The organism is Allochromatium warmingii, assembly GCF_900107145.1.
Taxonomy (GTDB): Bacteria; Pseudomonadota; Gammaproteobacteria; order Chromatiales; family Chromatiaceae; genus Thermochromatium; species Thermochromatium warmingii.
Window position 1 is genome coordinate 27,044 of record NZ_FNOW01000014.1, and the last position, 26,706, is coordinate 53,749.

Consider the following 26,706-nt stretch of genomic DNA (forward strand, 5'->3'; position numbering starts at 1 on the left):
GCTTCAGCCTCCATAAATCTCAACCGCTGTTCCATTCGGCGTCTGCTCAAACAGATCGAGCAGCGCCCGGCTGTGCAAACGAATGCAGCCATGCGAGCGCGGCAAGCCGAGCGGCTCCGAATCGGGACAGCCATGAATGTAAATAAAGCGGCGCAGCGTATCGACCGCGCCGCCGCGATTACGCCCCGGCTCACAGCCGGTGAGCCATAAAATCCGCGTCAAAATCCAATCGCGTTCGGGATACGCAGCGGCCAGCGCCGCCGAATAAATTTCACCGGTCGGGCGGCGTCCGCGAAACACGGTGCCGATAGGACAGCCGTCCCCGATGCGCAGGCGCACGCGATGGTGTCCGCGTGGTGTGCAGCCGCTGCCGATGTGTTCACCAGCCCCGTTTGCGCCGGTCGAAACCGGATAGCGACCGAGCACGACTGCGCCGTTGACGAGCGTCAACGCTTGGGTGTCGAGATCAATCAGCAGGCGCCGCTCGGTCAGGGTAGCCATTTGAGCAGCGTTTGATAGAGGTCATGCGGATCGATAGGCTTGGCCACGCGGTCATTCATGCCAGCGTCATAACAGGCTTGAATATCCTCGCCCAGATCGCTCGCGGTCATCGACAGAATCGGCACAGTGGCATAGCCGGGCAGTTGGCGAATCGCCGTCGCGGCTTCCAGTCCGTCCATTTCGGGCATCCGGCTATCCATCAAAATCAGGTCATAGCGTTGAGCGCGGCTCTGAGCAAGCGCGAGCGCCTCACGTCCGGTGTCAGCGACATCGACGCGCAAGCCCGCACCCTCCACCAGCAGCGCCAGCGCGACTTCTTGATTGATCGGCTCATCTTCCACCAACAGCACGTAGCGCCCCGGATGGCGGTCACGCAACTGCTGCTCTAACGCCGTGAGCGCATCAGACGGCGGCGCGACCGCGAGCGCGGCCGTCTCGGCAGCGGCGGTCAGCCGGATCACTTGCAGCACGCGCTCGACTAATTGCTCATGGTCGATGGGTTTGGTCAACGTCTCGATCATGCCGGCCTGCCGACATTTCTCCAGTTCCTCATGCAGCGCGTGTGCGGTCTGGCCGATAATCGGCAGGGTTGGAGCCAGCACCTGCAAGCGGCGCGTGGCTTCCAGCCCATCCATTTCGGGCATCTGCACATCCATTAGCACCAGATCAAAGGGCACAACGGCTTGCGTAACAGCGGCCACCGCCTCGCGTCCAGTGCTCACCAGCGTCAGTTGTACGCCTTCACGGTTGAGCATGTCGCTGATGACTAACTGATTGATTTCGTTATCTTCCGCAACCAAGATGCGCAGACCGGCGAGCCGCTGCTGAGGTGAGGTGGGCGGGATGTCGGCGATTTCAGTGGTGCGCAAGGCGGTGGCCGCAACCGGCTGACATGGCAGCCACAACTTAAAACAGGTGCCCTGACCAAGCGCACTGGTGACCTGAATCTCCCCGCCCATCAACCGCGCCAGCCCGTAACTGATCGACAGCCCTAAGCCGGTGCCGCCGTATTTGCGCGTGGTGCTGGCATCAGCCTGCTCAAAAGGCGTAAACAATCGCCCAAGCTGTTCCGGCGTCATGCCGATGCCGGTATCTGTGACGCGATAACAGAGGCGACTGGTGTCGGGATTGGGCGCGACATCGAGCGTAATCGTGCCCTGTTCGGTGAATTTGACGGCATTGAACAGCAAATTGAGCAAAATTTGCGTCAAGCGTGTCGGATCGCCGAGACAGGCAGCCGGCAACGCGGGAGCAAGCTGCGCGGTCAAATGCACGCCTTTTTCGGCGGCGCGTTCGGCCATCAGTGCCAGACAATCAAGCGCCAACTGACGCGGCGCAAAGGGCACGGATTCGATGGTGAGTTTGCCGGCCTCGATCTTGGAAAAATCCAAAATATCGTTAATCACGCCCAGCAGTAGCCGCCCAGAATGGAGAATGCGGGCAAAATACGCCTGCGCTTTGCCGCTGCTATCACGATAGCCGATCTGCGCCAGCCCCAGCACGCCATTGAGTGGCGTGCGGATTTCGTGGCTCATATTGGCCAAAAACAGACTTTTGGCATGATTGGCGGCATCGGCTTCATCTTTGGCGGCGGCCAGTTCAGCGGTGCGCTGGGTGACCAATTCTTCGAGATGATGTTGATGTTGCGCCAGCTCATCGGCCAGACGACGCTGTTCGGTACTGTCACGATCCGCGCCGCGATAGCCGATCAACTCGCCGTATTCGGAAAAAATCGGCGTGCCGCTGCTGATAATCACCCGCCGACCGCCATCGCGGTGCAGGCAAATATTTTCCAAATCGCGGAACTGTGCCGCGTGCGTCACGATGTCGCGGAAGACATCGCTAATCCGCGCCGCTTCCTCGGGCGGCATAAACTCAAACACGGTGCGCCCCAGCATCGCGGCTGGTGGATAGCCGAGAATCCGTTCAGCTTGCTCGGAAACATAGGTGTAGCGTCCGGTGATATCGACTTCCCAGACCCAATCACTGAGCATCATCGCCAGATCGCGGAACCGCTGTTCACTGTGGCGCAACACGCGCTCACTTTGGCGCAACCGATAAAAAAACAGCGCGATAAAACCCAGTCCTACGAGGGTTAAGGCGATGGAGACCAGCGCACTGGTACGCCAAAACCGAAACTGTTCGGTAATCGAACGCCCAACCAGCACGTAAAACGGAAAGTCGCTGATGGTGTGATAGGCAAAAACCCGCCCGACCCCATCGCTCAGCCCGATATAGCGCACCACGCCGCGTTCGGCACCGCTGAGAATCTGTTGATAGGGCGGTGTGTCGAGCGCCGGTGAGTTGAGCTTGTCAGCGATCACCGGCCAGCGCACCACTAGGGTGCTGTCGTCGCGGCGACGCACGCTAATCATGCCCTGTTTGCCGACGCGAATATGCGCAAAGCTTTGTTCCAGATATTCCAGATTGATGACCGCAACAATCAGCGCCTGTAGTTGATTGGCGTCATCGACAACGGCGCGATAGCCAACAAGCACCCGTTGCGCGGTGAGTTTACTAATGAGTGTCGGCGAAAAACGCAGTGCTGTACTCGGCGCGGCGAGACTGGTGCGAAAATAGTCGCGATCAGTGATGCGCGTGCCGACAACTGTTCGATCATTGGCCAGCCGCAGTACGCCCTGCCGATCAAACACAAAATATCCGGCACCTTCGGGAAAGTTACGCGCCAGCGCGGTCAATTCCGCTTCAATGCGCCGCGTGCGCGGATGGTTCGGGGCATATAAGTCAGCGGAGGTGAGGTCGAGCAACTGGTCGTGAAAGCGTTCGGCAATCAGCGCCGTCGAGGTATCGATGCGCCGCCACATCGAATCGAGCTGATTGGCGATCACCTGCGCTTCATTGATGCAAGCGTCCTGAATCGAGCGTTCGGTCTGACGATGGGTGTAAATCAAAAAATACAGCAGCAGACTGCTGACCAGCACGCTCATCAGCAAAAAATAGAGCGCGTAGATCCAGCCGCGCCCGGTCGCATCCGCTGCGGGGGGAGTTGTGGTCATCTGGGCAGGGCTGGTTGGCGGCGATAGCATCAGGATGCGAAGAGCGGCGGTGATGCGTTTAGATCGCGTAACGTGTTCAGACGTTTGATTGAAACCGAATCAGCTCGCGAATCCGTCCAGGATCGGGCAGACCGCGCACCACCAGTTCGGGCGCATCGCCGGTTGTATACAGGCTGACATCACCGGCATTGAGCAGCCGCTGTAACAGCGTTTGTTGCACGCGCACCGTGCGCACGGAGTTGATGTTAATTTCCGTGTATTGTTTATTGAGCAGGCCATGCGTCCAGAGGATTTCATCGCCGCTGATGCGTAAATGATCGGTCAAACCCGCAATCCACCAACCGAGCAGTTGCAGCAGCGCCAGCCCACTGACGCCGAGGCTAATCCAGTGTAGAAGCTGCATATCAATGCGTGTCCAAATAAACGGCGGCAGCAGCACCGTCATCTGTTCGCCAACTTGTTCGCCAAATGCCGCAACCAGCCCACCGCCGAGTATCAGCAACAGGTTAAATAGGGTTCCGAACGGGTGCGAGCGCAGCAGCGAGGGGTGCGCGTCATAGCGGATGTCAGGCATGGGGCGTCCTCAAGTCGGAAGGCGGTGTGTGTGCGATGGCATAATCTGCTGGCACAATTCACATTATTTACGAAATTACCCTAATTTAGCCACTGTCACGCATCCAATCACGGATATTTACGCTGTCGGAGCAGCACCCGCATCGTATACAGTCGGCGCGAGCGGTCGCCAATTGCGTGTTTGTGGATTTATGATGCTGGATTCAAGCAATGACGTTGCACTCACCGCCGCACGCATACACTAAACCGAGGATGGAACAATGCCTGACAGTTTGAATTTGATCCAAAAACGCCGTTTACACCTACAGGCAGCGGTGGGCGAGCTGGGAGCGCGGGTGGTTGCGGCGCTGCATCAGTCGGTTACGTGTCTCAAAACCCAAGAACGCGAACTGGCCGAACGCATCATCGACGGCGATCTGCTGATTAACCAACAGCGCCGCTCGCTGGAGCAAGAATGTCTGGTCACGTTGGCGGCCTATAAGCCAGCGGGCGAGGATTTACGCGCCGTCGGTGCCTGCATGGAATTGGCTTCAGAGCTGGAGCGCATCGGCGATTATGCTGCCGATGTTGCCCGCATTCTGGTGCGCGATGTCGAGGGGACGTTGCCCGCCGAGCCGGTCGCGGCCATTGTCGAGCTGGCGCTTGAAGCCATCGGAATGCTCGAACAGACGCTGGCGGCTTTTATGGCTAACAGCAATGAGGCAACCTTACGCGCCGCCGTTGCTAATGAATCCGCAGTTGACCGCGAAGAAGATGCCTTTATCGCGCAGGTGCTCGAACGGATGCGCGCCGATGCGGCCTTTGCTGCCACTGGCACCTATTTACTGTGGATTGTGCATAACTATGAGCGCGTCGCCGACCGCGCCACCAATGTCGCCGAGCGCGCGATCTATGTCGTTTCTGGACATACGCCGGATTTGGATTAAGCCGATTCAGCCGAGTTAAGCTGTTCCCGCATTCATTTTCTAGGCCGCCACTATGAAATATGTTGAGGTCATGATTGGCGCGGGGAGCGCCGAAACGGTACGCACGGCAGCCGAGCGTGTTAAGGCACTCGATGTCCGGTTCGGGCCAGTCGGGCCGGATGGTCTCATCGTCATTCGCTTACTGGTACGCGATAACCAAGTGCAACGCTTGCTCGATCTGCTTCAGGGCTTGCTCGGTGCGCAACCGTCGGCGCGGATTGTCGTCCTCGCGGTTGAAGCCAGCATTCCGCCGCCCGATGAAGCGGCGCGTCAACATGAGGACTCCGCGCCAGCGGCCCGCGAGGCGCTCTACGAAAATATGGATAAAAACTCGCGGCTGGGCGTGAATTATCTGATTTTGGTCATGCTCTCAACCGTGGTCGCGGCCATCGGTTTGATTGAGGACAATGTTGCTGTCGTCATCGGCGCGATGGTGATTGCGCCATTGCTGGGGCCGAATTTGGCGCTCAGTTTGGGCACGGCGCTCGGTGATGTGCCACTGATGCGGCGTTCGGTCAAAACCGTCTTGATCGGCATTGCGTTGGCGATTGTGCTCACGGTTGTGCTCGGCTGGTTGTGGCCGACGGAATTAACCAGCCGCGAAGTGCTTTCACGCACCGATGCGGGCTTAGATTCGGTGGTGCTGGCGCTGGCCTCGGGTGCAGCGGCGGCATTGTCGGTGACGACCGGACTGTCAAGCGTGCTGGTTGGCGTGATGGTGGCGGTGGCGTTGCTGCCGCCAGCGGCGACGGTGGGCTTGATGCTCGGTCAAGGTCATCCCGAATTGGCGCTTGGGGCGCTGCTGCTGTTGGCGATCAATGTGGTCAGCGTCAATCTGGCCAGCAAGATCGTGTTTTTTTTCAAAGGCATCCGCCCGCGCAAGTGGCTAGAGAAAGAAACAGCGAAACGTGCGATGGTGATTTATGTGTTGGTGTGGATTTTGACGCTGGCGGTGCTGACGCTGATTGTGCTGGAGCGCCGCTATCGGCTACTGCCGATTTAATTCATCATCAAAAGCGGCGAGCAGACCGCGCAACAGTGCTAGTGGTGTGGGCGGACAGCCGCTGATCTTCACATCGACCGGAATCACCTGTTCCACCGCACCACAGCTGGCATAAGAGACGCCGAACTCACCGCCCGAACAGGCGCAGTCACCGACGGCGATGACGAATTTCAGCGCCGGCGTTGCCCGCCAAGTGCGCCGCAGGGCGGTTTCCATGTGACGCGAAACCACCCCCGTAACCAGCAGCGCGTCCGCATGACGCGGCGAGGCAACAAACTGCACGCCGAACCGCTCAAGATCGTAATACGGATTGTTAAGTGCGTGGATTTCCAGTTCACAGGCATTGCAGGAACCAGCATCGACCTGCCGGATCGCGAGACTGCGCCCAAAACGGGCGTCGATGCGGCGGCGCAGTTGCAGGCCGAGTTGTTCTAGTTCGGCGTCCGATTCCGTGTCCGGCGGCTGGGGCGCGGCTTCGGTTATGACGCCGATGCGCAGGGCTTGGCGAAGGATGCGAAACATGCTGGATGATCTCGGTGCGGGTGAGGCTGCGTAACAGCAGCGTTTCGTCTGGAACGTCGAGAATCAGTTGACTCATGCTTTTAGTTCCCACGCTTAAGCGGCGGCTGCGCCCAAAACGCCTCAAGTGCCCCCACAGTCGCGGCCAGCTTCTCCCAATGTTGACTCATGCTTTTAGTTCCCACGCTTAAGCGGCGGCTGCGCCCAAAACGCCTCAAGTGCCCCCACAGTCGCGGCCAGCTTCTCCCAATGTGGCAGCCCTCGGTGTGGCGCCAGCGTTTCGCGGTGCCAGGTATCGTGACGGGCGATAAAGCTCGGCAGCCGTTCAAAACGGATGTACGGGTCTTGATCGGCGATGACCAGCACCGGATGCGCTGTCAGCCGGTCGTAGAGCAGATCAATCGCATCAGGTGTAAACAACCGCATCGCCAAAAAATGCAGTGGCGCATACTGTGCGCCGGGCTGATGCGCAGTCTGCCACGCATAATCGATCAAGGCTTCCGGCACCGGCCCGACAAATGAGCGCGTGAGAAAATGGCGGATACTGCGCCGCGAGGCCACCAGACTATAGAGCCAGCGCCCGATCTTCGGCCAGTCGAGCAACGCGGCGACCGGGCTGGAACTGGGCAGCGGCTCGGCCCCAAAACCAGTCGGCGAGATCAGCGTCAGCGAGGCCAGATACTCGGGCACCGAGAGCGCAGCTTGCGCGGCAAACTCGGCGCTCAAAGACAACGCGATCACATCCGCCGCTGCGCCAACAATCTGAGTGAGAAAATCAGCAATCGCCTGTGCATAGAGTGCGGGCGTGTAACCGGTAGCGCGGCGTTCCGAGTGCCCAAAGCCGGGTAGATCCAGACTGTAGACCGGACGTGACAGACGATAATGCTCAAACAGCGGGCGCATCTCGAAACTGCTCGACGCGGCGTTAATGCTGTGAATGAGCACCAGCGGACGGCCTAATTGCGCTAATTCAGCATAATAGGCTAGTTGCCAACCATCGCGGCTGGTGAACACGGAATGCGGTGCGGCGATGGCGTCAGGGAGTTGGGGTGAGCGAGCGGCGTGCGGATTCATGGCGTTGAATACCTAATCAGTTGCGGGCTGGCGGCTGACAGCTCGGACAATAAAAACTCGACCGCTGCCCGATGCGCTGGGATTGGATCGACTGACCGCAGCGGGGACAGGGTTCAGCGGTGCGCCCATACACTTGAAGCTGTTGCGCGAAATAACCGGGCTGGCCAGCTTCGTTGACGAAATCACGGAGTGTTGTGCCGCCCTGCGCAATCGCGGCGGCGAGTAACGCGCGGATCGTAGCGGCCAGCGTCTCGCATTCGGTGACTGTGAGCGATGCACAGGTACGCGCCGGATGCAGCCCGACCTGAAACAGGGCTTCATTGGCGTAAATATTGCCCACGCCGACGACAACCCGTTGATCCATGATGAATGCTTTGATGGCTACGCGACGGGTACGACTGCGGCGGTAGAGTAACTCGCCGCTGAAGTCTGGGCCGAGCGGTTCGGGGCCGAGATCCTTGAGCAGCGGATGCGTCCTGAGTGCCTGTTCAGGCGTGTGTGTAATCCAGATAAAGGTTCCGAAACGGCGCGGATCGTGAAAGCGTAGGCAGCCGCCATCGTCGAGCAGTAGATCGAGATGATCGTGCGGGCGCGGTGGACTGGCCGCCGTGACCATGCGCAGACTGCCCGACATCCCCAGATGCACTAGCAGACTGCCGCGTTCTAGTCCGATGAGCAGATATTTGCTCCGCCGTTGCAGCGAACAAATCAACTGTCCGGCGACCTGTTCCGGCATGTCGGGCGTTATCACCTGACGTAAACGCGGCTGGCGCACGATCCAGCGCCGGATGCGCCGACCGTCAAGATGCGGCTGGATACCGCGTAAGGTGGTTTCAACTTCGGGTAGTTCGGGCATGGCTATTGTGTTTTCTGGTCACGAAGCTCCAGTTTTTCGCTTTTTTGCCGCTGAAAGCGCGGAAATACGCAGAAAATTTTTGGTTTTCAGACATGGCTACTGCGTCGGATCAGGCGCGAACGGATCTTGCCCAAAACCACTCGGCGCGAGCTTGTCAGGTTCGCCAGGCAGTTGGATTGGCGATGGTGCGGCGTCTTGCTCGGCATCCATGTCGGCATCGGTTACTGGAATTTCGCGCCCATCCGGTGTCAAGCGCACTACCGGCGGGTCATCGGTCATGCGCACATCAGTCGGCGATCCCGGTGCCGTAAACGGATCGGCTGCATCACCGGAAGCCGCCGGCAGCGGTTCAGTCGGTGCATCCAGTGGCGCAGTTGGCTCCGGCGGCGTCGGGTCGCTTAAATTTGGATCGAGTGTCAGTTCAGGCGGCTCCGTCAACACATAGAGCAGCCGCTGATCGAGCCGCGCCCAGCGTCGCCGATCTTCCGAGACTAAAAAGCGCAGTGTGACCCCATCGTTGGCTTTGAGCGCGACCGGCGCACCGCTCGGCGTGGTCATCAGCACTTCGACGCGCTCGGCATGTAGTCGCGCTAAATCGTTCAGCGTTTCCGGCGTGAGCGGAATGCCGCCTAGTCGTCCAAATGCCGGGCTGAAATCGCGTGGCAGCAGTTGCCGCGAAACAAAATCAATCGGCGGCGCAATTAGCCGATGTTGAAATCGATCTTGAATCAGATGCACTAGCCCATCGCTGGCAACATAGCGCCCGTGACCGATGGGGTCAGTATTGCCGAAGTGGAGTTCGTGCGCATCTAAGCGCAGTCGAACTTTGGGCGGCGAGAGACCGAGTTCGCGCAGATCGACTGTTTGCGCCGGAAAACTGCGCTCGACCGGCGCGTCGAGCAGCCCAAGTAATTGACTGACATGATGATTATCGGCATCGACTTGCAGCGGCGTTTCTAGTCGCCAGCCAATCGCTGTTTGCGTCAGGGTGATCGTCGGCTCACCATCGCGCAGAATCTCGACGCGATACAAGTCCGCTGCCGTCATGTCCGTGAGGGTCGGAATCACCTGTGCTTGCTGTAATTCGGCGCGAATCAGTAGCCCCAAGCTAAGTAACAGGGTGAGTAGTGCCCCATTGATCAGCCAACGTCCCATCATTCCGCTACCCTCCAACGCCACCAGCGTATCCCCAGCCCGAGTAAGAGGAATGCCCCCGGCAGCAGTACCAGCGTACCCGCGCTGAGTAAGGGGCGTTGGGTGTCATTCAGCTCCAGCGGTGCGGCGGCGGTCAGCAATGGGGGCAGAGTCGGCAAGTCTTCGCCGCTGCTTAACCAGCGCACCAGCGCCAGCCCCAGCGCCCGATTGCCCGCCAGATCGAGCTGGGCATTGGTGAGAAAATCGCCATCACCGACCACGATGACCCGCTGTTCGGGTGCGGCATTCGGCAGGGTGCGCGTGAGCGCCAACACCACCGGCAGCGGCCCGCTGCGCTCGCCGATGACTTCATCTTGGGTGAGCGGTGCAGCAAGCGCGCCGGTTTCGTTCCAGCTTGTCGCACTGCTGTTGAGATAGGTGGCCAGCATCCAGCCGGGCGCAACCTCAGTGGCAAATGCCAGTGCGCCCGGCAACACGGCGGTGGCGCTGAGATCGGCGGTCAGGGGATGCACCGGATAGCTGTCAAGCAGCGCCACCGCTGCGGTCTCCAATCCGCGTTCCAGTGCGGTCGGTTCGGCGACCTGACCGGGCAGCGGCGTTAAGCCGAGATACGCCGACAGCGGTTCTAAGCCCACCGGCGGCCCGGGATCGAGCAGCCATAACAGATGCCCGCCGCGATCCAGAAACGCGATCAATGCCTCGCTTTCACCCGGAAATAGCGGCAAACGCGGTTGACTGAGGATGACTAAGCGCGTGTTTTCAGGCACGGCGTTGACGGTCGCTAAATCCAGCGGGCGGGCGATCAAGCCAAGTTCGCGCAGTTCCGCGCCCAGTCGCCCGAAATCATCGGGGCGGTCGCCGTCAATCGCCCGCTCGCCGTGTCCTTCCAGCACCGCAACCCAGGCTTGACGCGGCCGCGCCAGCCGCGCAATCGCCGCTGAAATCGCCCGTTCACTGACCTCGGCAAGCGTTTCGCGGCGGCCACGATATTCGAGCAAAATCTGCCCCTGCAACGACACCTCAGCCTCACGCGCCTGTTCGGGAAAGCGGCGCGGATCCCGATAGCGAATGTCTAAATCGGCTAGTGCTTGGCTATAGCGTTCCAGCAGTTGCCCGATCATCCGCGCCAGCGGTGAGGCGGGATCGGCAAACACGGTTAGACGCAATGGCGCATCGAGTCGCTGCACAATGGCGCGACTTTCAGGCGTGAGTTGATGACTAGCCGTGTGCGTCCAATCCCAATGCACATCATGGCGAGCGATCAGCCAGCCAGCGGCGATAACGCAGCCGAGTAGCAAGAACACAAATAGCGCATCGGTCAGAACGCGCCCGATGCGACGCACAACAGCCGGAACAGTCTGATTCACAGGCATTAATCCAACTGACGATTGGCAAGATGACGATGGGTGAGTGCTAAAAACAGGCCGATAAATCCGAGGAAATAGCCGAGATCACTCAGGCGCACCATGCCAAGCAAAAAGCGAAACAGGTGTTCATTCCACGCCAACCAGCCAAACAGCGAGAGATCCTGCGCCGTCAGCGTCTCGGCCTGCCCGATGATCGAAAACAGCAGCAGCACGCCGAATGCCAGCAACACCGCCGCGCCCGGCTGCTCAGTGAGGCTAGAGGCTTGCAGTCCAATCGCGCCAAAAAACAGCGCCGCTAACCACAGTCCCAGCGTTGCCGCTGCAATCTGCCCCAGATCAAGCGGCGTGATGCCGGTTAATAGGGCCAAATTCGCCGCTGGCAGTAAACAGACCGGCGTCAACAGCACCGCTAACCCGATGAGCTTTCCGAGTACGATTTCGCCGACGCGCACCGGCGCACCGGCCAGCCGTTCATAGCTGCCGTCGCGCAGTTCGGCACTAAGCATCCGCATCGCCAACAGCGGCGCGGCCAGCATGGTCAGCACCGCCGCCAGCCCGAAGAGATTGACGCACAGTTCTTGCGTCAGTGAGACCAGTCTCTCACTGGCTTCGAGTCCGCTGAAGCGTTCGATGACGTGCAGAAAAATCCAAGCTAAAACAATTTGCCCCGATCCCAGCAACACCCACAGCAGCGGCGTGACCAGTCCGGTGCGGATTTCGCGGGCCGCGATGGTGCCGATCATCCGTGTTGCTCCTCCGCGCCGATCAGATCAAAAAAGGTGCGCTCTAAATCACTGCGCTCAGGGGCTAATTCACACAAATCCAGTTCCGCCAACAACAGCGCCCGCGCCAAATCCGCCGAGTTCGTGCCCTCGCACAGTTCAATTTGAAAGCGATTTGACCCCAATGCCTGCGCCTCCGCCACCGGAGCCAGTAGCTTGAGCGCCTCCACCGCAAGCGGTTCGCCCAACTGCACGCGCCAGCGATTGGTCGGGCGGCTGGTCTGGATCGCCGCATCGAGCCGCACGCGACCTTGATGCAGAATCATCACCCGATCACACACGGCTTGCACTTCGGGGAGCAGATGACTGGACAAAATAATGCCGGCATCCTGCGCCAGCTCGCGGATCAAGCCGCGTAACTCGCGCATCTGCACCGGATCGAGACCTTCGGTCGGCTCATCGAGAATCAGCACCGCCGGGCGATGCAGGATCGCTTGCGCCAAGCCGAGCCGCTGCCGATAACCCCGCGAGAGGGTGGCAATCAATCGCCGCCCATGCTCGTCCAAACCGCAGCGTTGTTTGGCGGTGGCCACCGCTTCCGCAATAGCGCGACGCGGCAGCCGCTGCAAGCGGGCGCAGTAGGTGAGATATTCATCAACACGCAATTCGGGATACAGCGGCGGGCGTTCGGGGAGATAACCGAGGTGACGCTTGGCGGCAAGCGGCTGGCGCACGAGATCAATGCCGAGGATTTCAATGCGCCCGGCAGTCGGGGCCAGCAGTCCACTTAACAGCCGGAGACAGGTGGTTTTGCCCGCACCATTTGCGCCCAGCAATCCCAGCACCTGTCCGCGCTCCAAACACAGTTCGACATCGGAGAGCGCCGAATGCTGGCCAAACTGACGACTGAGCGCGGTGGCGCGAACGAGTGTGTCCATTGTGGCGGGAAGCGTGGCAATCCGGGTTGATTGTTAATCGGGCGTAATTGAAAGACGCGCTTAACCAAACTGCTGGAAGCTGAACGCTGGAGGCTGGAAGCGCTCGCGATGGTAACGAACATCCAGTCCTTAACACAATGCTGGCCGCGCTGTTGAACGGCTTGAGCCGATTGCATCAACGCATCAGCAGCGCGTGCAGCAGTAATCCCAGTCCCAGCGCCAACCCACAGGCGACCAAGATCAGCCACAAGCCGCGCTCCAAATCGGCGGCGCTGAGATCGGCGGGCCACTCGGGATCGCCCATATAGGTTGCGGTCACAAGCTGACCATGCCGCCACACTGGGCCGATCAAGCGCACCCGTAGTGCCCCAGCGCAGGCCGCCTCGCTCCACCCCGAATTTGGACTCGGCAAGAGCGCGTGATACCGCCAAGCCGCCCGCACCGCGAGCCACGGATGCTCACCGCGTAGCGTCGCGGCCAGCGCCAGCAGCGGTACGGATAATCGCGCTGGAAGCCAGTGAATCAGATCATCACTGCGTGCGCCCGCCCAGCCAAATTGCGCATAGCGTGAATTGTTATAGCCGACCATCGAATCGAGCGTCGAAATCGCCTTGACGATAATCAGCCCAGGCAATCCGAACAGACAGAGCGCCCACAGCGGCGTCAGCACGCCATCGGTCAGATTTTCGGAGAGACTTTCGAGCGTCGCCCGCACTAGCCCATCGCGTTGCAGCGGCTCCGTATCGCGCCCGACCAACAGTGACAACCGCCGCCGCGCCGCCGGTAGATCATCCAGCTCGCGGCATAGACGCCAGCCCTGTTCTAGCAGTTCACGGGTACAGAGCAGGCTGTAGGCGATGAACAGATCCCAAATGAACGCCAGCGCCGGATGCAGCGCCATCAGTACCAATCGCACCGCGAACCAGCCGCCCACAGCTGCGCCGACGATCAGCAACCAATGCACTACCCCGCCCCAGCGTCCGTTCAGGCCGCGAGCGAATAGCAGCCGCTCACACAACAGACTCCAATGACCGATGAGCCGGATCGGATGCAGCCGATACACCGGATCGCCGAAGAGCGCATCGAGCAGACAAGCGCCGAGAATTAACACCAACGGGTCGTTCATGTGAAATCAGATCCTGAAAATTGTTTTTTATAAACCGCAAAGGACGCAAAGAGCTATCAAATAGTGGTAAATTTGTTAACAAAATCTATTAAATTATACCGTTTTATTAACATGAAAAGCACTTGACAGACTTAAGTAACTGGTACATGTTTCCACATGCTCGATAACCAAGAGCATCGGTCTTTAACACGTTTGAGTATCGGGTTTCCAGCACGACTGGCTGCTGGTGTAAAACTCAAAGCATCCATTAGATCGTTTTGCGTCTGTGCATGGTACAGACTTTGCCGGATGGGGCCATGTGTGACCAAACACGTGCGCGTTAACAGGTGTTAACGAAAATCCATCAGTGCCACCCCATTCAGCCCGCTGCCGTGCTCGCGTTGTTGCTGTGGCTGGATCGGATCACGTTTGCGCCGGATAGAAGCTCCATGCCATTGATTCCCGTTGTCCTCTGGACGGATGCCCTGGTTTTCTTGCTGCTGGCCGTAATCGCGCTGTTTGCGGTGTGGGCTGCCCGTCATGCGCATCTCCGCGCACCCTGGCTGCGTGTGCTGCACTCGCGGGTCGGGATCGCAACGCTAATTGTATTATTAGCCTACGGGAGCATCGGGCTGTTAGATAGCGTCCATCTGCGCTTAAAACTCGATCAACCCGACGCTGCCGGCGACATCCGCTACGCGCCCGAAGTGCTCAGTCTCCTCGATCTCATCCTGAGCGACCTGCGCACCCAGCAGGAAAAAACCTACTCCGCGCCCTTTGCGACCCATCTCCACACCAAAGACGCACTTAATCAACCTGACGGCACAGTGCTGCGCACGTATCCACGTCTGCAATACGGCGGGGCGCATCTGGTCGATCCTGAGCGCGACCGCTGGGACGACATCACCCATCGCGCACTCACAGGTCTGACCAAGGGCGCGATCCTGTGGGCGCTGCTGGTGGTCGCGCTCATACTGTGGCAAGCGGTGCGCCAGCAACAATCCGTCAGCGCCGTGCTCGGCTGTATCCTGCGCGGACGCACGCGCTTACCTTGGCGCACCGCGTTGAGCACCCTGTTGCTGCTGTTGCTGCTGGTCGGCGGCATCAGTGAATTGGCGCTCACATACCATGTGCTCGGCACGGATAAGGTTGGCGAAAATGTGCTCTATCAGGCGCTCAAAAGCATCCGCACCGGGCTGCTGATCGGCACGCTAACCACGCTCATCATGCTTCCGGCGGCGATTTTGCTCGGCATCATGGCTGGTTATTTTCGCGGCTGGGTCGATGATGTTATTCAATATCTCTATACCACGCTCAATTCCATCCCCGGCGTGCTGCTGATTGCCGCAACCATTCTGATGCTTCAGGTGTACATGAGCAATCATGCCGATGCCTTCGCCAGTCTGGTCGAACGCGCCGATCTGCGACTGCTGTGTTTGTGTTTGATTTTGGGTGTGACTAGTTGGACGGGGCTGTGTCGGCTGCTACGCGGCGAGGCCTTAAAACTGCGCGAGATCGATTATGTGCAAGCCGCGCACGCGCTCGGCGTCGGACATTTCACCATCATCACCCGCCATATTCTGCCCAATGTGATGCACATTGTGCTGATTACGCTGGCGCTCGATTTTAGCGGGCTGGTGTTGGCGGAAGCTGTGCTGTCTTACGTCAATATCGGCGTCGATCCGACCATGCACTCTTGGGGCAACATGATTAACAGTGCGCGGCTCGAACTGGCCCGTGATCCGGTCGTCTGGTGGTCGCTGGCAGCGGCCTTTGTGTTTATGTTTACGCTGGTACTGGCGGCGAATCTGTTTGCCGATGTGGTGCGGGATGCGTTTGATCCGAGGCTAAACCGTGTCTGAGTCATTGCCCGAACCGCTGCCAGAATCGCAGGCCGAACCGCTGTTACAGATCACCGAGCTGACGACCATTTTGGGCAATCCCGCCCAGCCGCTGCGCGTGGTCGATGGGCTGACGCTAACGCTTGACCGTGGCGAAACGGTCGCGCTCTTGGGTGAATCCGGTTGTGGCAAATCGTTGACGGCGTTGTCATTGATGCGGCTGCTGCCCGATTCGGGGCGGATTGTCGCCGGATCGGTGCGACTCGCTGGCACCGAACTGCTGACCCTGACTGAGGCCGAGATGCGTCAGGTGCGCGGCGGTCAACTGGCGATGATTTTTCAAGAGCCGCAGACGGCGCTCAATCCGGTGCTGACCGTCGGCACCCAGATCGGCGAGGCGGTGCGGCTGTATCAGGGCGCTGCATCGGAGGCGGTACGGTCGCGGGTGCTCACGCTGTTGCGGGCGGTCGGCATCCCCGCGCCGGTACAGCGGCTAACCGAATATCCGCATCAGCTTTCCGGCGGCATGAAACAGCGCATCATGATGGCGATGGCGCTGGCCGGTGATCCGCAGGTGCTGATTGCTGATGAGCCAACCACGGCGCTCGATGTGACGATTCAGGCGCAGGTGTTGCGCTTGCTCAAAAGCGTGCAGGCTAAATCGGGATTGGCCATGCTGCTGATTACCCATGATTTGGGCGTGGTCGCTGAGACCGCCGAGCGGCTGGCGGTGATGTATGCCGGGCAGTTGGTCGAAACCGCGCCAGTGGCCGCGTTTTTTGCCCAGCCATTGCATCCGTACAGCCGCAGTCTGCTGGCCAGTCTCCCTGATGCCAACCAGCGCAGCGGACGCTTACTGGTGATTCCTGGGCGCGTGCCACCGCTCGATGCGCAGTTGAGCGGCTGTCGTTTTGTCGAACGCTGCCCGAATGCCGAGCCGCGCTGTCATCAAGAGCATCCCGCATGGCGCACGCTGGCTGATGGGCGCGGCGTGCGCTGTCATCGCGTAGACGAACTAAGCATTCACCCTGCGCCGCCGCTTGTCGTAGCGTCAGCAAACACGACAGTCGATTCCGCCCCCACGCCCGCGCCTGCTGCGATCACGCCCGAAACGCCCACACCCGCCGCCGAGGTGCAGGTACCGCTGCTGACCATGCGCGGCTTACAAGTGCATTTCCCGATTTATCGCGGCCTGTTGCGGCGTATTGTCGGCCACGTTCGCGCTGTTGATGGCATCTCGCTCGATCTCTACGCCGGACGCACGTTGGCGCTGGTCGGTGAATCGGGGTGCGGCAAAACCACAGTCGGCAAAGGCTTGCTGCAACTCGTGCCCCCGACCGGCGGCTCGGTACGCTATCGCGGGCAAGAACTCATCGGCCTGAGTCATCGCCGCCTGCGTGCGTTTCGCAAAGATTTGCAGATTGTGTTTCAAGATCCCTTCGCCTCGATGAATCCGCGCATGGTTGTCGGCGACATCATCGGCGAAGGCTTGCACGCCCTGCGTATTCTCCCGAAACGTGCCGACCGTCTGCGCCGCGTGGCGGAATTGCTGGAACTGGTCGGACTCGATCCCGAAGCGATCAACCGTTATCCACACGAATTTTCTGGCGGTCAGCGGCAACGGCTGTGCATTGCGCGGGCGCTGGCGCTCGATCCACGTATCATCGTTTGCGATGAACCGACCAGTGCGCTGGATGTGTCGGTTCAAGCGCAAATTCTCAATTTACTCAAGGATTTACAAGAACAGCTTGGATTAGCGTATCTGTTTATCACCCACGATCTGTCGGTTGTGCCCTATCTGGCGCACAAGGTCGCGGTGATGTATCTGGGGCGGGTAGTCGAGCATGGGCCGGTGGATGAAGTGCTGGATGATCCGCGTCATCCTTACACGAAGGCGCTACTCTCAGCGGTGCCGGTGATTGATCCGACGCGACGGCGGCAGGTCATTCAGCTCGATGGCGATATGCCCTCGCCGCGTCAGCCGCCGTCGGGGTGTCATTTTCATCCGCGCTGCCCCGAGGTCATGGCGATCTGTCGCCATCATTATCCGGTCGAAACACGACTGGGCACTAAGCGGCGTGTGTGCTGTCATGCGGTGGCGGCGGGATTGACGGATTGAATGCTTGCAGATGTCGGGTGTCAAGTCCTTGAAGATTGTAAACGCTCGTTTCAAGAATCAAAATGTGATAAAACCCGTTGCGTTTTATCGTTAGCCCGTTAGCCGTTGTCCAGTGCGTCGCTTTTTCAACATCTACGAACGAATTGGAGTTATAAACTATGCGTGATACAACACGGCGCTCATTACTTCGCTCTAGGTTATTTGCTGCAACTGTGCCCGTTCTGTTTCTAACAACGCCAGCGGTTTTTGCTGCGTCCGAATGCAAAGGACTCGATCAGGCGACCTGTGCGGCGCGTGAAGAGTGCCGCTGGATGGACGGTTACACGCGCAAGGATGGTATTCAGGTTTCCAGTCATTGCCGCATGGGTAAGCCACGCAGTAAAGATGCAGCCGCGACACCGACAGCCGCTCAAGCATCTGCACCGACGACCTCAGCGCCTGCCGCCAAATCTGCTCCGGCAGCGACGACTCCAGCCGCGAAAGCGCCAGCCAGCACGACCCCAGCCACCCCTAAAGCGCCTTAAGCTTGCCCGTTCACGGTACCTGATTAAGCTGTCCAGGTACCACATATCCGCACGTACTCACCCGCCCGCTGCCCGCATTCGCCGCCAAACGGCTGAAAAAACCGCTCCCGTCGGCGCGATCCGCCCTACAATAGTCCGTTTCATCCCTTTTCACGGCGTTCGTCTCACCATGTCCGAGTCCGCAAGCTTCGAAGATTTACTCAACGAGTTCGACCAGACCCACCCGCAAGCCCAAAAAGGCGAACCTGCCGTCGGTGATCCGGTCAGCGGCACCCTGATTGCTATTGGCGAGGAATTTGCCTTCGTTGACTTGGGGGCGAAGTCGGAAGGGCGCTTGGATCTGGCCGCGCTCCGCGACGCGGAAGGCCAGCTTCAATACGCCATCGGCGATACGGTCACGACCCATGTCACCGGCAAAGACGACGAGAGCGGGATGCTCTTACTCGGCAGTCAGCACGGCCACAAATATCACGGTCTCGACGAACTCGAACGCGCTTACCGTCAAGGGCTGCCAGTACAGGGGCAGGTTACGGGCGCAGTCAAGGGCGGATGCGAAGTGCAGGTTGCGGGCGTGCGTGCCTTCTGTCCGGCGTCGCAAATCGACATCCGTTTTATCGAAGATCTGTCCGAATTTGTCGGCCAGCGGCTCGATTTCCGCATCACCAAGTTTGAGGGCGGACGGCGGCCTAATCTAGTTGTTTCACGTCGCGCACTGCTGGAAGAAGAACAGCGCATCAAGGCCGATGCCCTGCGTGCGGAACTGAAAGAGGGCGCGGTGTTGACGGGAACCGTTACCTCACTCAAAGAGTATGGCGCGTTCGTCGATCTTGGTGGCTTAGAAGGCATGATTCATATCAGCCAACTGGCGTTCGGTCATATCAAGCACCCAAAAGAAGTCTTACAGGTCGGGCAACAGGTCGAAGTCAGCGTGTTGCGTCTGGAACCGGCGACCGAGGCCAAAAAACGCGACAAGATCGCGCTCTCGATCCGCGCCCTGAGCCGCGATCCCTGGCTTGATGCGATTGAGCAATTTCCAGCCGGAACCCGCGTTCAAGGGCGGGTGGTGCGCTTGCAGCCGTTCGGCGCCTTTGTCGAGCTGGCACAGGGCGTCGATGGGCTGGTACACATCAGCGAACTGGGAGCCGGTCGGCGCATCCAGCATCCCAGCGAAGTGCTCAAAGACGGCGATGAGGTGACGGCGACTGTGCTCGGCGTTGATCTGGAACGGCGGCGGATCAGTCTGTCACTGGTCGAAAACCGCGAAGTCGATCCAGCCGCTCCGGTCGTTGTCGCGGCCAAAAAACCCGCGCCTAACAAACCGGCAGAAAAGAGCATCGGCAGTTTTGGCGCACTGCTGCAAGCAAGCCTCAATAAAGGGCGCTGAGGCGCGGTCGGCGCAGTTCGGCATGGCGTCCGTCGCACCGCCGCTGGCGCTCTATATCCATTTGCCCTGGTGTGTACGCAAATGTCCGTATTGTGATTTCAACTCGCATCCGGTCGGCGGCGGGCGCACTGTCCCGCCATTTGCGGCCTATGTCGAGCGGCTGCTGGGCGATCTGGACTGCGAACAGCGCGAACTGGCGGCGCAGCGGCCCATCAGTTCAATTTTTATCGGTGGCGGCACGCCGAGTCTCTTTCCCGGCGCGACCATCCGCCGCCTGCTCGATGGCATCCGCGCCCGCGTCCCGCTCAGTCCTGATGCGGAAATCACCCTCGAAGCTAACCCGGGCACAATCGCTGCGGCGCATTGTGCGGACTATCGAGCGGCGGGCGTCAATCGGCTCTCCATTGGTGTGCAAAGTCTCGCTGCTGACGCCCTGCGTCGGCTCGGACGTATCCACACGCCGGATGATGCGCGAACAGCGGTACAGATCGCCCGCGCTCAGGGATTCGAGAATCTCAATCTGGATCTGATGTTTGGCCTGCCCGAACAGACGCCGCAACAGGCGCAGACCGATCTTGACGCGGTGCTGGCGCTCGAACCGGAACATCTTTCTTACTATCAACTCACGCTCGAACCCGACACCGCCTTTGGTGCGCGACCGCCGGCACTGCCGGACGCGGATACGGTCGCCGAGATCGGTTGGATGGGAGCGGACGCACTGGAACGCGCTGGCTATGGGCGCTATGAAGTTTCAGCCTATGCGCAAGCGGGCCGTGAATGTCGGCACAATCTCAATTATTGGCAATTCGGCGATTATTTCGGCATTGGCGCGGGCGCACACGGCAAGCTGCGTGCCGCAGATGGGCGCACTTGGCGCACCGTCAAACCGACTGATCCAAATACCTATTTACACAGCGCCGCGCACCAAGCAAGCGGTCAGCGTACCGTGCTCAATGACGGGGATTTAATTCTTGAATTTGCGCTCAACGCACTGCGACTGACGGCTGGATTTAATCCAGCATTATTCACGGCTACGACCGGATTGCCCATATCGCGCATTGCCCCGCAACTCCAAGCAGCGGCAGCCGATGGCTTATTGGAAATTGGCGAAGGATGGATTCAACCGACACTACGCGGACGCGATTTTCTGGATGATCTAGTAGCGCGATTTATAGCCGAATAACTGAAAGCTGAAAGCATCCCAGTCAACGATGCAATTGATTCATCGCCTGCTGAAACTGCCCGGCGATTAAATCCGGCAAGCGTAATTCAGCCGCTGCCAGTGCATCACGAATCCGGCTTTCATCATCACGCGCCGGACGCCCCAATACATAATTGGTCACCAGTGCGCGATCTCCCGGGTGCGCAATGCCGATGCGCAATCGCCAAAAATCGCGGGATCCCAATGCTGCAATACTATCGCGCAAGCCATTATGTCCGGCATGGCCGCCGCCTTGCTTGATTCGGGTCACACCGACTGGCAAATCTAGTTCATCATGCGCAATTAAAATCCGTTCGGGCGGAATCGAAAAATAACGCGCCACCGCAACGACCGCTTGACCACTGCGATTCATATAGGTAGCAGGTTTTAATAAGCGCACCTCTTGACCGGCTAGGCGCACCCGCGCTAATTCCCCGAAAAATTTTGCTTCAGCACGAAAAGACACTTGCTGGGCGTGTGCAATTGCGTCAACCCACCAAAAACCGACATTATGGCGCGTCGCTTCATATTGCGTACCGGGATTGCCCAGCCCGACAATTAATTCAATCCCAGTCGCTGACATGGTTATTAAATGATCGAATAAGCACGATGCCGACTCTCAACAATTATCTAGCGTCAATGAATAACAGCGCGAGAGTCGGCGGCAAAACCAGCGATTAAGCGGCAGCCTCTTCGCCCTCATCAGCGCCGGTGCGAGCGCCGTGAATCACCACCACCGGCTCATCTGGATCGGGCGCATGAGCTAGTGCAACGCCTGCTGGCAGCGCGAGTTCGGAGAGATGCACCACTGAACCAATTTCCATCTCGATCATATCGACCGCGATAAATTCGGGTAAATCTTGCGGCAAACAGACAATTTCGATTTCGGTAATCGAATGCGACACCAAGCCGCCAAGCTTAACGCCCTTGCTCTTCTCTTCATTGACGAAGTGCAGCGGCACAATCATCTTGATCTTTTCATCTTTTGACACGCGCATAAAATCAACGTGCAAAATAAACGGTTTGGCCGGATGACGCTGCATATCTTTCAGCACCACCGTTGTCGTGGTCTCGCCGATTTTCAGATCGAGCACATGCGAATAAAACGCTTCATACTCCAAATGCTTCAGCAATTCATTATGCGACACCGAGATCATTTCCGGATCTTGATGTGCGCCATAGACGATAGCCGGAACCAATCCCGTGCGGCGCAGGCGGCGGCTCGCACCCTTCCCAGACGCCGTGCGGGGCTGTGCAATGACTTCAAAACTCACGCTCATGGGCGTTCTCCAGTTGATTTGGATCGTAAAAACACATGCGCCGGAATCCCGCGACCAGGATCCCGGCGCTCTTGATGACCAACTGTTCTAAAAAAAACAGTTGATAATTTCTGGCAGTGCGCTTTAGGCGTTGAGAGAGGAATTAGACAGGATGAACAGGATGATTCAAAATTAACAGGATACGAATAATCGTTTTTTATAAATTCTGTTAATCCTGAATCATCCTGTTAATCCTGTCTATAATCATGGCACTCAAACGCACTGCATTTGGAATCAGCACCTAATCGACAAACAGCGAACTCACCGACTCTTCATTTGACACGCGGCGCATGGTTTCGGCTAATAATTCACCGATGCTTAACTGCCGAATTTTGCCGCACGCACGAGCGGCGGTGCTCAATGGAATCGTATTGGTGACCACTAATTCATCAAGCACGGAATTGCTGATATTTTCAACTGCCGGGCCAGACAGTACCGGATGCGTGCAATAAGCCAGTACTTTATTTGCGCCATGATTTTTTAGCGCCTCAGCCGCCCGACAGAGCGTGCCGGCGGTATCGACTAAATCATCAACCAGCACACAAGAACGGCCTTCCACGTCGCCGATAATATTCATCACCTGCGCTTCATTGGCACGCGGGCGGCGCTTGTCGATGATCGCTAAATCGGCATCATCGAGCCGCTTGGCCAGCGCCCGCGCCCGCACCACGCCGCCGACATCGGGCGAGACGACCATCAGATCATCATGCTTTTGCCGCCAGATGTCGCCGAGCAGAATCGGCGAGGCGTAGACGTTATCGACCGGAATATCAAAAAAGCCCTGAATCTGATCGGCGTGCAGATCGACGGTCAGCACCCGATCTGCGCCCGATTTGCTAATCATCTTAGCGACGAGACGCGCTGTGATCGGCACTCGCGCCGAACGCGGGCGGCGATCCTGACGCGCATAGCCAAAATAGGGCACGACCGCCGTGATGCGCTTGGCCGATGCCCAGCGCAGCGCGTCGATCATGACCAGCAGTTCCATCAGGTTATCGTTGGTCGGGGCGCAGGTTGGCTGGACAACAAACACATCCCGACCGCGCACATTTTCCTGAATCTCGGCCATCACTTCGCCGTCGCTGAACTGGCCGACGACTGCTTTGCCGAGTGGGAGACTGAGATGAGCGACGATTTCAGCCGACAGCGCCGGATTGGCGTTCCCAGAGAAAACCATGAGTTGGCTTGCAGGCACGGGTGAATTCCTGTCTGCGCGAAGGTGAGAGAAAAAACGGAAAGTGGCTGGGGTGCCAGGATTCGAACCTGGGAATGCCGGGATCAAAACCCGGTGCCTTACCGCTTGGCGACACCCCAATGTTGGGTACAGACGCGAACAGATGGGTGATGCGGTGCGTTTAATGCTGGCTGAGATGCTGCTCCATTTAACTTGAGCGAACTTGCTCAATGGATTTATCTGCACTTGGTTGACGCGGCGAACCGCCCAACTCAAGCCCTTGACGCTCAGTGGCGCCGGATTCCCTCAATCGATCAAGCTCTCCAGAGGTTTCATCCCCGTGCGGTAAAGCGCCAAACCGAAGCCTGGCCACTTGCAATGTCCTCTATCAGCTCGTCGTTAAACCGCTGTTAGCGGTCTCAAGCAATGCTCATCCTGAGCATCTATCAACACGTTTGAGCAAAAATCAGCGATCAGCTAGCGGCTCCAGCAGCGGCGAACGGTTGCGACCTTTGGCAACAAAACCGTGCAGCGCAGCGGGTAGGTTGCCTAACGCTTCATGGGCGCGGGCTGCATCATCAAACACAGCGAATACACACGCTCCAGTACCGGTTAACCGACCACCACCCCAAGCAGAGAGCCAATCGAGTGCCGATGTGACTTCGGGATACTCGCGTCGGACGACCGGTAAACAGTCGTTCGTGACATCCCCGCTTAGAAAGTCCGCTAGTGTGATGGGTGGTGAGTCGCGTGTCAAGTCTGGATGCTGAAAAATCGTGCGCGTGGCGACCGAGCAGGGCGGAATCAGCACCAGATACCAGGGTTCAGGCAGCGTGACCGGTTCGAGACGCTCACCGACGCCTTCGCCCCAAGCCGCATGACCGTGTACGAACACCGGCACATCGGCACCGAGCGGCAGCGCGAGTGCAGCGAGCGCGTCAGTGTCCAGTCCAGTGCCCCAGAGTTGATTAAGCGCCACCAGCGTGGTTGCGGCATCGGAACTGCCGCCGCCTAAGCCGCCGCCCATCGGCAGATGCTTTTCACAGTGAATATCGACGCCGAGCGGACAGCCAGTGGCGCGTTGCAGCGCCCGTGCTGCACGGACGGTGAGATCGTCGTCCTCGGGCACACCGTCGAGCGCGGCACAGCGGCGCACGATTCCATCTGGGCGCACGTCGAACCAGAGCCAATCACCGTGATCGATGAATTGAAACACCGTCTGCAATTCGTGATAGCCATCAGGACGCCGCCCGACAACGCGCAGCATCAGGTTAAGCTTGGCCGGAGCGGGCCAAGCGTCAGCACGCGGGCGGGTGATCGCAGAGTGTGGAGCTGTGGTATCGGTCATGGGCCGTCAATCGATTGAATGGACAGGATTAACAGGATGATGCAGGATTGACAGGATTTTATGAACAGAATGTCATTTTTAATCAATCCTGTTCATCTTGAATTATCCTGTTAATCCTGTCTAATTTTATGCTGTCTATTTAAAGCCTAATTCGCCGTCGCACCTGCGCCGCTCGAAAGCTGATGCCGCCCGACGATCTCGCGCAGATAGGCATGTTCTGGATCAGCCGCCAGTGCTTTATCCCACACCACCCAGGCTTCCGTCCGCCGTCCCAGCGCCCAGAGCACTTCGCCCAGATGCGCGGCGATTTCGCCATCTTCGAGCAGCGCATTGGCCTGCTGGAGATAGTCCAGCGCCTGTTCTAAATGGCCGAGACGGTAATGCACCCAACCGAGACTGTCGAGAATCGCCGGTTCCTCGGGCTTGAGCGCATGAGCGCGTTCAATCAGCGCCAGCGCCTCAGTCAGACGAGTGGTTTGATCGGCAAGCGTGTAGCCGAGGGCATTGAGCGCATCGGCGTGTTCGGGATCGACGGCGATAATCTGGCGCAGATCGCGTTCGCCTTGTTCTAACTGACCGTGCTTCATCGCGTGCAAACCGCGTGCATAGAGCAGCGAATCATCATCAGGAAAGGCGCTCAGGGCTTCATCATAGATGGCGCGGGCGACAGTAAACTGCCCGACATCATCGAGAATTTCCGCTTCGACCAAAAACAGCGACAGCGCATTGTCCGGCGACTGATCGCGCATCCGCTGCAAAATCTCGCGGGCTTGCGCCACCTCGCCGCGTCGCGCTTGCAGCACGGCCATACGAATCCGCGCATCATCATGACGATCGTCTGTAACTTTGGTGTACCAATCGAGTGCCGTGCTGACATCCTCAGCGCGTTCGGCGGTCTGTCCAAGATAAAACGCCGCTTCATCTTGCCGCTGTCCGGTCGCGTACAGCCGCCCAAAATGCAGCCGTGCTCCAGCTAAATCCTCCAGTTGCAGCGCGAGAATCCCGACGGCAAATAACACATCCGGTTCCTGTGGATGCTCGCGCAACACGCGCTCAAACACCTCGCGAGCGGTCGAAAATTCACGTTCATCGACCAAAAGTTGACCGTAGAGCATCTGCAACAGGCGGTCGCTCGGATTGGCCGCAATGAAAGATTCCAACAGCGCCCGCGCTTCGCGGCGCTTGTCATCGGTTAATAGCAAGCGCACCAAAAAGATTTGCGGTTCATTCCAGTGCGGTCGCAATTCCAGCGCCCGCCGTGCCGCCTGCTCGGCGACGGCTGACTGTGAGGTACTTGCGGCCAGTAGCGCCAGCGTCTGTTGTGCGTCGGCGCTCTCAGGAAAACGTGCGACCAGCGCCTGCATCAGCGTCAGCCGGGTTTCGGCATCGGGCAAGCGGGCTAAGATCGCGCTGACTTTGGCAAAGGCCAGCTCACCGCCCGCGCCCGATAGCTCGATCAGGCGCTGTAAATGAATCAGCGCCCCTTCTTGATCGTCCGCTTTAAAACGCAGAAATGCGGCGATTTGATGCACGTCCGGCACATTCGGCGCAAGCGTCAGCCAGAGCGCAATCGCTTCCCCAGCCGCCGCGTCATCCTCGGCGCTCACCGCTGCCCGCACCGCTAATTCCGCCAGTTCTGGTGCGCGGGTCAGTTCAGCAGCTTGCAGATAATGGGTAACAGCCTCGCGCATTGCCCCACGCCGCCCAGCGACCTCAGCGACCAGAATGTGATACATCTGGTCAGCCGTCAGGCCAGCGACCGGCGCAGTTGCCGGCGCTGGCGCGACCACCGGCGGATGAGCCGTCGGGGTCGGCGTCTCGGTCAGCGCCAAAACGCCGCTGACAGGACAGCACAGCAGCCAACCCAGCAGAACGGGAGCAGACGACAAGCGCGGAGCGGGCATCTTTAAATAGTCCCAAAAAGTGAGGGGAGCACCAGCAGGCCGATGAACGGTCGCCAATTTCTGACTCAAGTATAGCGAAGTGCGTGGCACAGATTGA

General features: G+C 58.9%; 23 protein-coding genes and 1 tRNA gene. 7 read left to right on the forward strand and 17 right to left on the reverse strand.

Annotated elements, in window-relative coordinates; all coding sequences use genetic code 11:
- Nucleotides 1-3 precede the first annotated feature (3 nt).
- From BLW10_RS06065 to BLW10_RS06075, 3 genes are all read right to left on the reverse strand, one after another.
- Entirely contained in the window at nucleotides 4-501 is a 498-nt protein-coding gene (locus tag BLW10_RS06065; RefSeq protein ID WP_177168999.1) for a L,D-transpeptidase, read from the reverse strand.
- Nucleotides 489-3,518 carry a response regulator gene (locus BLW10_RS06070; RefSeq protein WP_177169000.1) on the reverse strand — a complete coding sequence of 1,010 codons (3,030 nt, stop codon included), beginning with the start codon at nucleotides 3,516-3,518 and terminating at the stop codon, nucleotides 489-491. The genes BLW10_RS06065 and BLW10_RS06070 overlap by 13 nt, the downstream gene beginning before the upstream one ends.
- Before the next feature lie 76 nt (nucleotides 3,519-3,594).
- Entirely contained in the window at nucleotides 3,595-4,092 is a 498-nt protein-coding gene (locus BLW10_RS06075; protein ID WP_091333104.1) for a PH domain-containing protein, read from the reverse strand.
- Between the two features lie 259 nt (nucleotides 4,093-4,351).
- Between BLW10_RS06075 and phoU the strand changes: the two genes are divergently transcribed.
- Both phoU and BLW10_RS06085 read left to right on the forward strand, forming a co-directional pair.
- Nucleotides 4,352-5,017, forward strand: coding sequence for a phosphate signaling complex protein PhoU (phoU, locus tag BLW10_RS06080; protein ID WP_091333105.1), 666 nt, complete (start codon nucleotides 4,352-4,354; stop codon nucleotides 5,015-5,017).
- Between the two features lie 52 nt (nucleotides 5,018-5,069).
- A complete protein-coding gene (locus BLW10_RS06085; RefSeq protein ID WP_091333107.1) occupies nucleotides 5,070-6,059 on the forward strand; it encodes a TIGR00341 family protein in 990 nt (329 codons plus the stop codon).
- On the opposite strand, the gene BLW10_RS06090 is transcribed toward BLW10_RS06085, so the two are convergent.
- The 8 genes from BLW10_RS06090 to cbiB form a co-directional block, all read right to left on the reverse strand.
- Complete coding sequence (locus tag BLW10_RS06090) at nucleotides 6,045-6,581, reverse strand: NADH-quinone oxidoreductase subunit B family protein (protein WP_091333109.1); 537 nt, start codon at nucleotides 6,579-6,581, stop codon at nucleotides 6,045-6,047. The genes BLW10_RS06085 and BLW10_RS06090 overlap by 15 nt on opposite strands.
- A 171-nt stretch (nucleotides 6,582-6,752) precedes the next feature.
- Nucleotides 6,753-7,652 carry an alpha/beta fold hydrolase gene (locus BLW10_RS06095; protein ID WP_091333111.1) on the reverse strand — a complete coding sequence of 300 codons (900 nt, stop codon included), beginning with the start codon at nucleotides 7,650-7,652 and terminating at the stop codon, nucleotides 6,753-6,755.
- Nucleotides 7,653-7,668: 16 nt separating this feature from the next.
- Nucleotides 7,669-8,508, reverse strand: a complete 840-nt coding sequence (gene mutM, locus BLW10_RS06100; RefSeq protein WP_091333112.1) for a bifunctional DNA-formamidopyrimidine glycosylase/DNA-(apurinic or apyrimidinic site) lyase — start codon at nucleotides 8,506-8,508, stop codon at nucleotides 7,669-7,671.
- Between the two features lie 96 nt (nucleotides 8,509-8,604).
- Complete coding sequence (locus BLW10_RS06105; protein ID WP_091333114.1) at nucleotides 8,605-9,663, reverse strand: DUF4340 domain-containing protein; 1,059 nt, start codon at nucleotides 9,661-9,663, stop codon at nucleotides 8,605-8,607.
- On the reverse strand, nucleotides 9,663-11,030 hold the full coding sequence (locus tag BLW10_RS06110; RefSeq protein ID WP_425425885.1) for a GldG family protein: 1,368 nt from the start codon (nucleotides 11,028-11,030) through the stop codon (nucleotides 9,663-9,665). The genes BLW10_RS06105 and BLW10_RS06110 overlap by 1 nt, the downstream gene beginning before the upstream one ends.
- A gap of 5 nt (nucleotides 11,031-11,035) precedes the next feature.
- A complete protein-coding gene (locus tag BLW10_RS06115; RefSeq protein ID WP_091333118.1) occupies nucleotides 11,036-11,773 on the reverse strand; it encodes an ABC transporter permease in 738 nt (245 codons plus the stop codon).
- Nucleotides 11,770-12,690, reverse strand: a complete 921-nt coding sequence (locus BLW10_RS06120) for an ABC transporter ATP-binding protein (RefSeq protein WP_091333120.1) — start codon at nucleotides 12,688-12,690, stop codon at nucleotides 11,770-11,772. Before BLW10_RS06120 ends, BLW10_RS06115 begins: the two co-directional genes overlap by 4 nt.
- Before the next feature lie 175 nt (nucleotides 12,691-12,865).
- On the reverse strand, nucleotides 12,866-13,816 hold the full coding sequence (gene cbiB / locus BLW10_RS06125) for an adenosylcobinamide-phosphate synthase CbiB (RefSeq protein ID WP_091333122.1): 951 nt from the start codon (nucleotides 13,814-13,816) through the stop codon (nucleotides 12,866-12,868).
- A gap of 428 nt (nucleotides 13,817-14,244) precedes the next feature.
- Here cbiB and BLW10_RS06130 point away from each other — a divergent pair, with 428 nt between their 5' ends.
- From BLW10_RS06130 to hemW, 5 genes are all read left to right on the forward strand, one after another.
- Complete coding sequence (locus BLW10_RS06130; RefSeq protein ID WP_091333124.1) at nucleotides 14,245-15,657, forward strand: ABC transporter permease; 1,413 nt, start codon at nucleotides 14,245-14,247, stop codon at nucleotides 15,655-15,657.
- Entirely contained in the window at nucleotides 15,650-17,755 is a 2,106-nt protein-coding gene (locus BLW10_RS06135; protein ID WP_245709126.1) for an ABC transporter ATP-binding protein, read from the forward strand. Before BLW10_RS06130 ends, BLW10_RS06135 begins: the two co-directional genes overlap by 8 nt.
- Before the next feature lie 158 nt (nucleotides 17,756-17,913).
- Complete coding sequence (locus tag BLW10_RS06140; protein ID WP_143117026.1) at nucleotides 17,914-18,279, forward strand: hypothetical protein; 366 nt, start codon at nucleotides 17,914-17,916, stop codon at nucleotides 18,277-18,279.
- Nucleotides 18,280-18,448: 169 nt separating this feature from the next.
- Entirely contained in the window at nucleotides 18,449-19,663 is a 1,215-nt protein-coding gene (locus BLW10_RS06145; RefSeq protein WP_091333127.1) for a 30S ribosomal protein S1, read from the forward strand.
- Nucleotides 19,664-19,685: 22 nt separating this feature from the next.
- On the forward strand, nucleotides 19,686-20,846 hold the full coding sequence (hemW, locus tag BLW10_RS06150) for a radical SAM family heme chaperone HemW (protein WP_091333129.1): 1,161 nt from the start codon (nucleotides 19,686-19,688) through the stop codon (nucleotides 20,844-20,846).
- A 22-nt stretch (nucleotides 20,847-20,868) separates the two neighbouring features.
- On the opposite strand, the gene pth is transcribed toward hemW, so the two are convergent.
- From pth to BLW10_RS06180, 6 genes are all read right to left on the reverse strand, one after another.
- Nucleotides 20,869-21,447, reverse strand: a complete 579-nt coding sequence (pth, locus tag BLW10_RS06155) for an aminoacyl-tRNA hydrolase (RefSeq protein ID WP_091333131.1) — start codon at nucleotides 21,445-21,447, stop codon at nucleotides 20,869-20,871.
- Between the two features lie 94 nt (nucleotides 21,448-21,541).
- On the reverse strand, nucleotides 21,542-22,144 hold the full coding sequence (locus BLW10_RS06160) for a 50S ribosomal protein L25/general stress protein Ctc (RefSeq protein ID WP_091333132.1): 603 nt from the start codon (nucleotides 22,142-22,144) through the stop codon (nucleotides 21,542-21,544).
- A 280-nt stretch (nucleotides 22,145-22,424) separates the two neighbouring features.
- Entirely contained in the window at nucleotides 22,425-23,378 is a 954-nt protein-coding gene (locus BLW10_RS06165; RefSeq protein ID WP_091333134.1) for a ribose-phosphate diphosphokinase, read from the reverse strand.
- 44 nt (nucleotides 23,379-23,422) lie between these two features.
- Nucleotides 23,423-23,497, reverse strand: a tRNA-Gln gene (locus BLW10_RS06170).
- Between the two features lie 326 nt (nucleotides 23,498-23,823).
- Nucleotides 23,824-24,705: a 4-(cytidine 5'-diphospho)-2-C-methyl-D-erythritol kinase gene (gene ispE / locus BLW10_RS06175; protein WP_091333135.1), complete on the reverse strand. Its 882-nt coding sequence runs from the start codon at nucleotides 24,703-24,705 to the stop codon at nucleotides 23,824-23,826.
- 146 nt (nucleotides 24,706-24,851) lie between these two features.
- Nucleotides 24,852-26,609, reverse strand: coding sequence for a tetratricopeptide repeat protein (locus BLW10_RS06180; protein ID WP_091333137.1), 1,758 nt, complete (start codon nucleotides 26,607-26,609; stop codon nucleotides 24,852-24,854).
- Nucleotides 26,610-26,706: the final 97 nt, after the last annotated feature.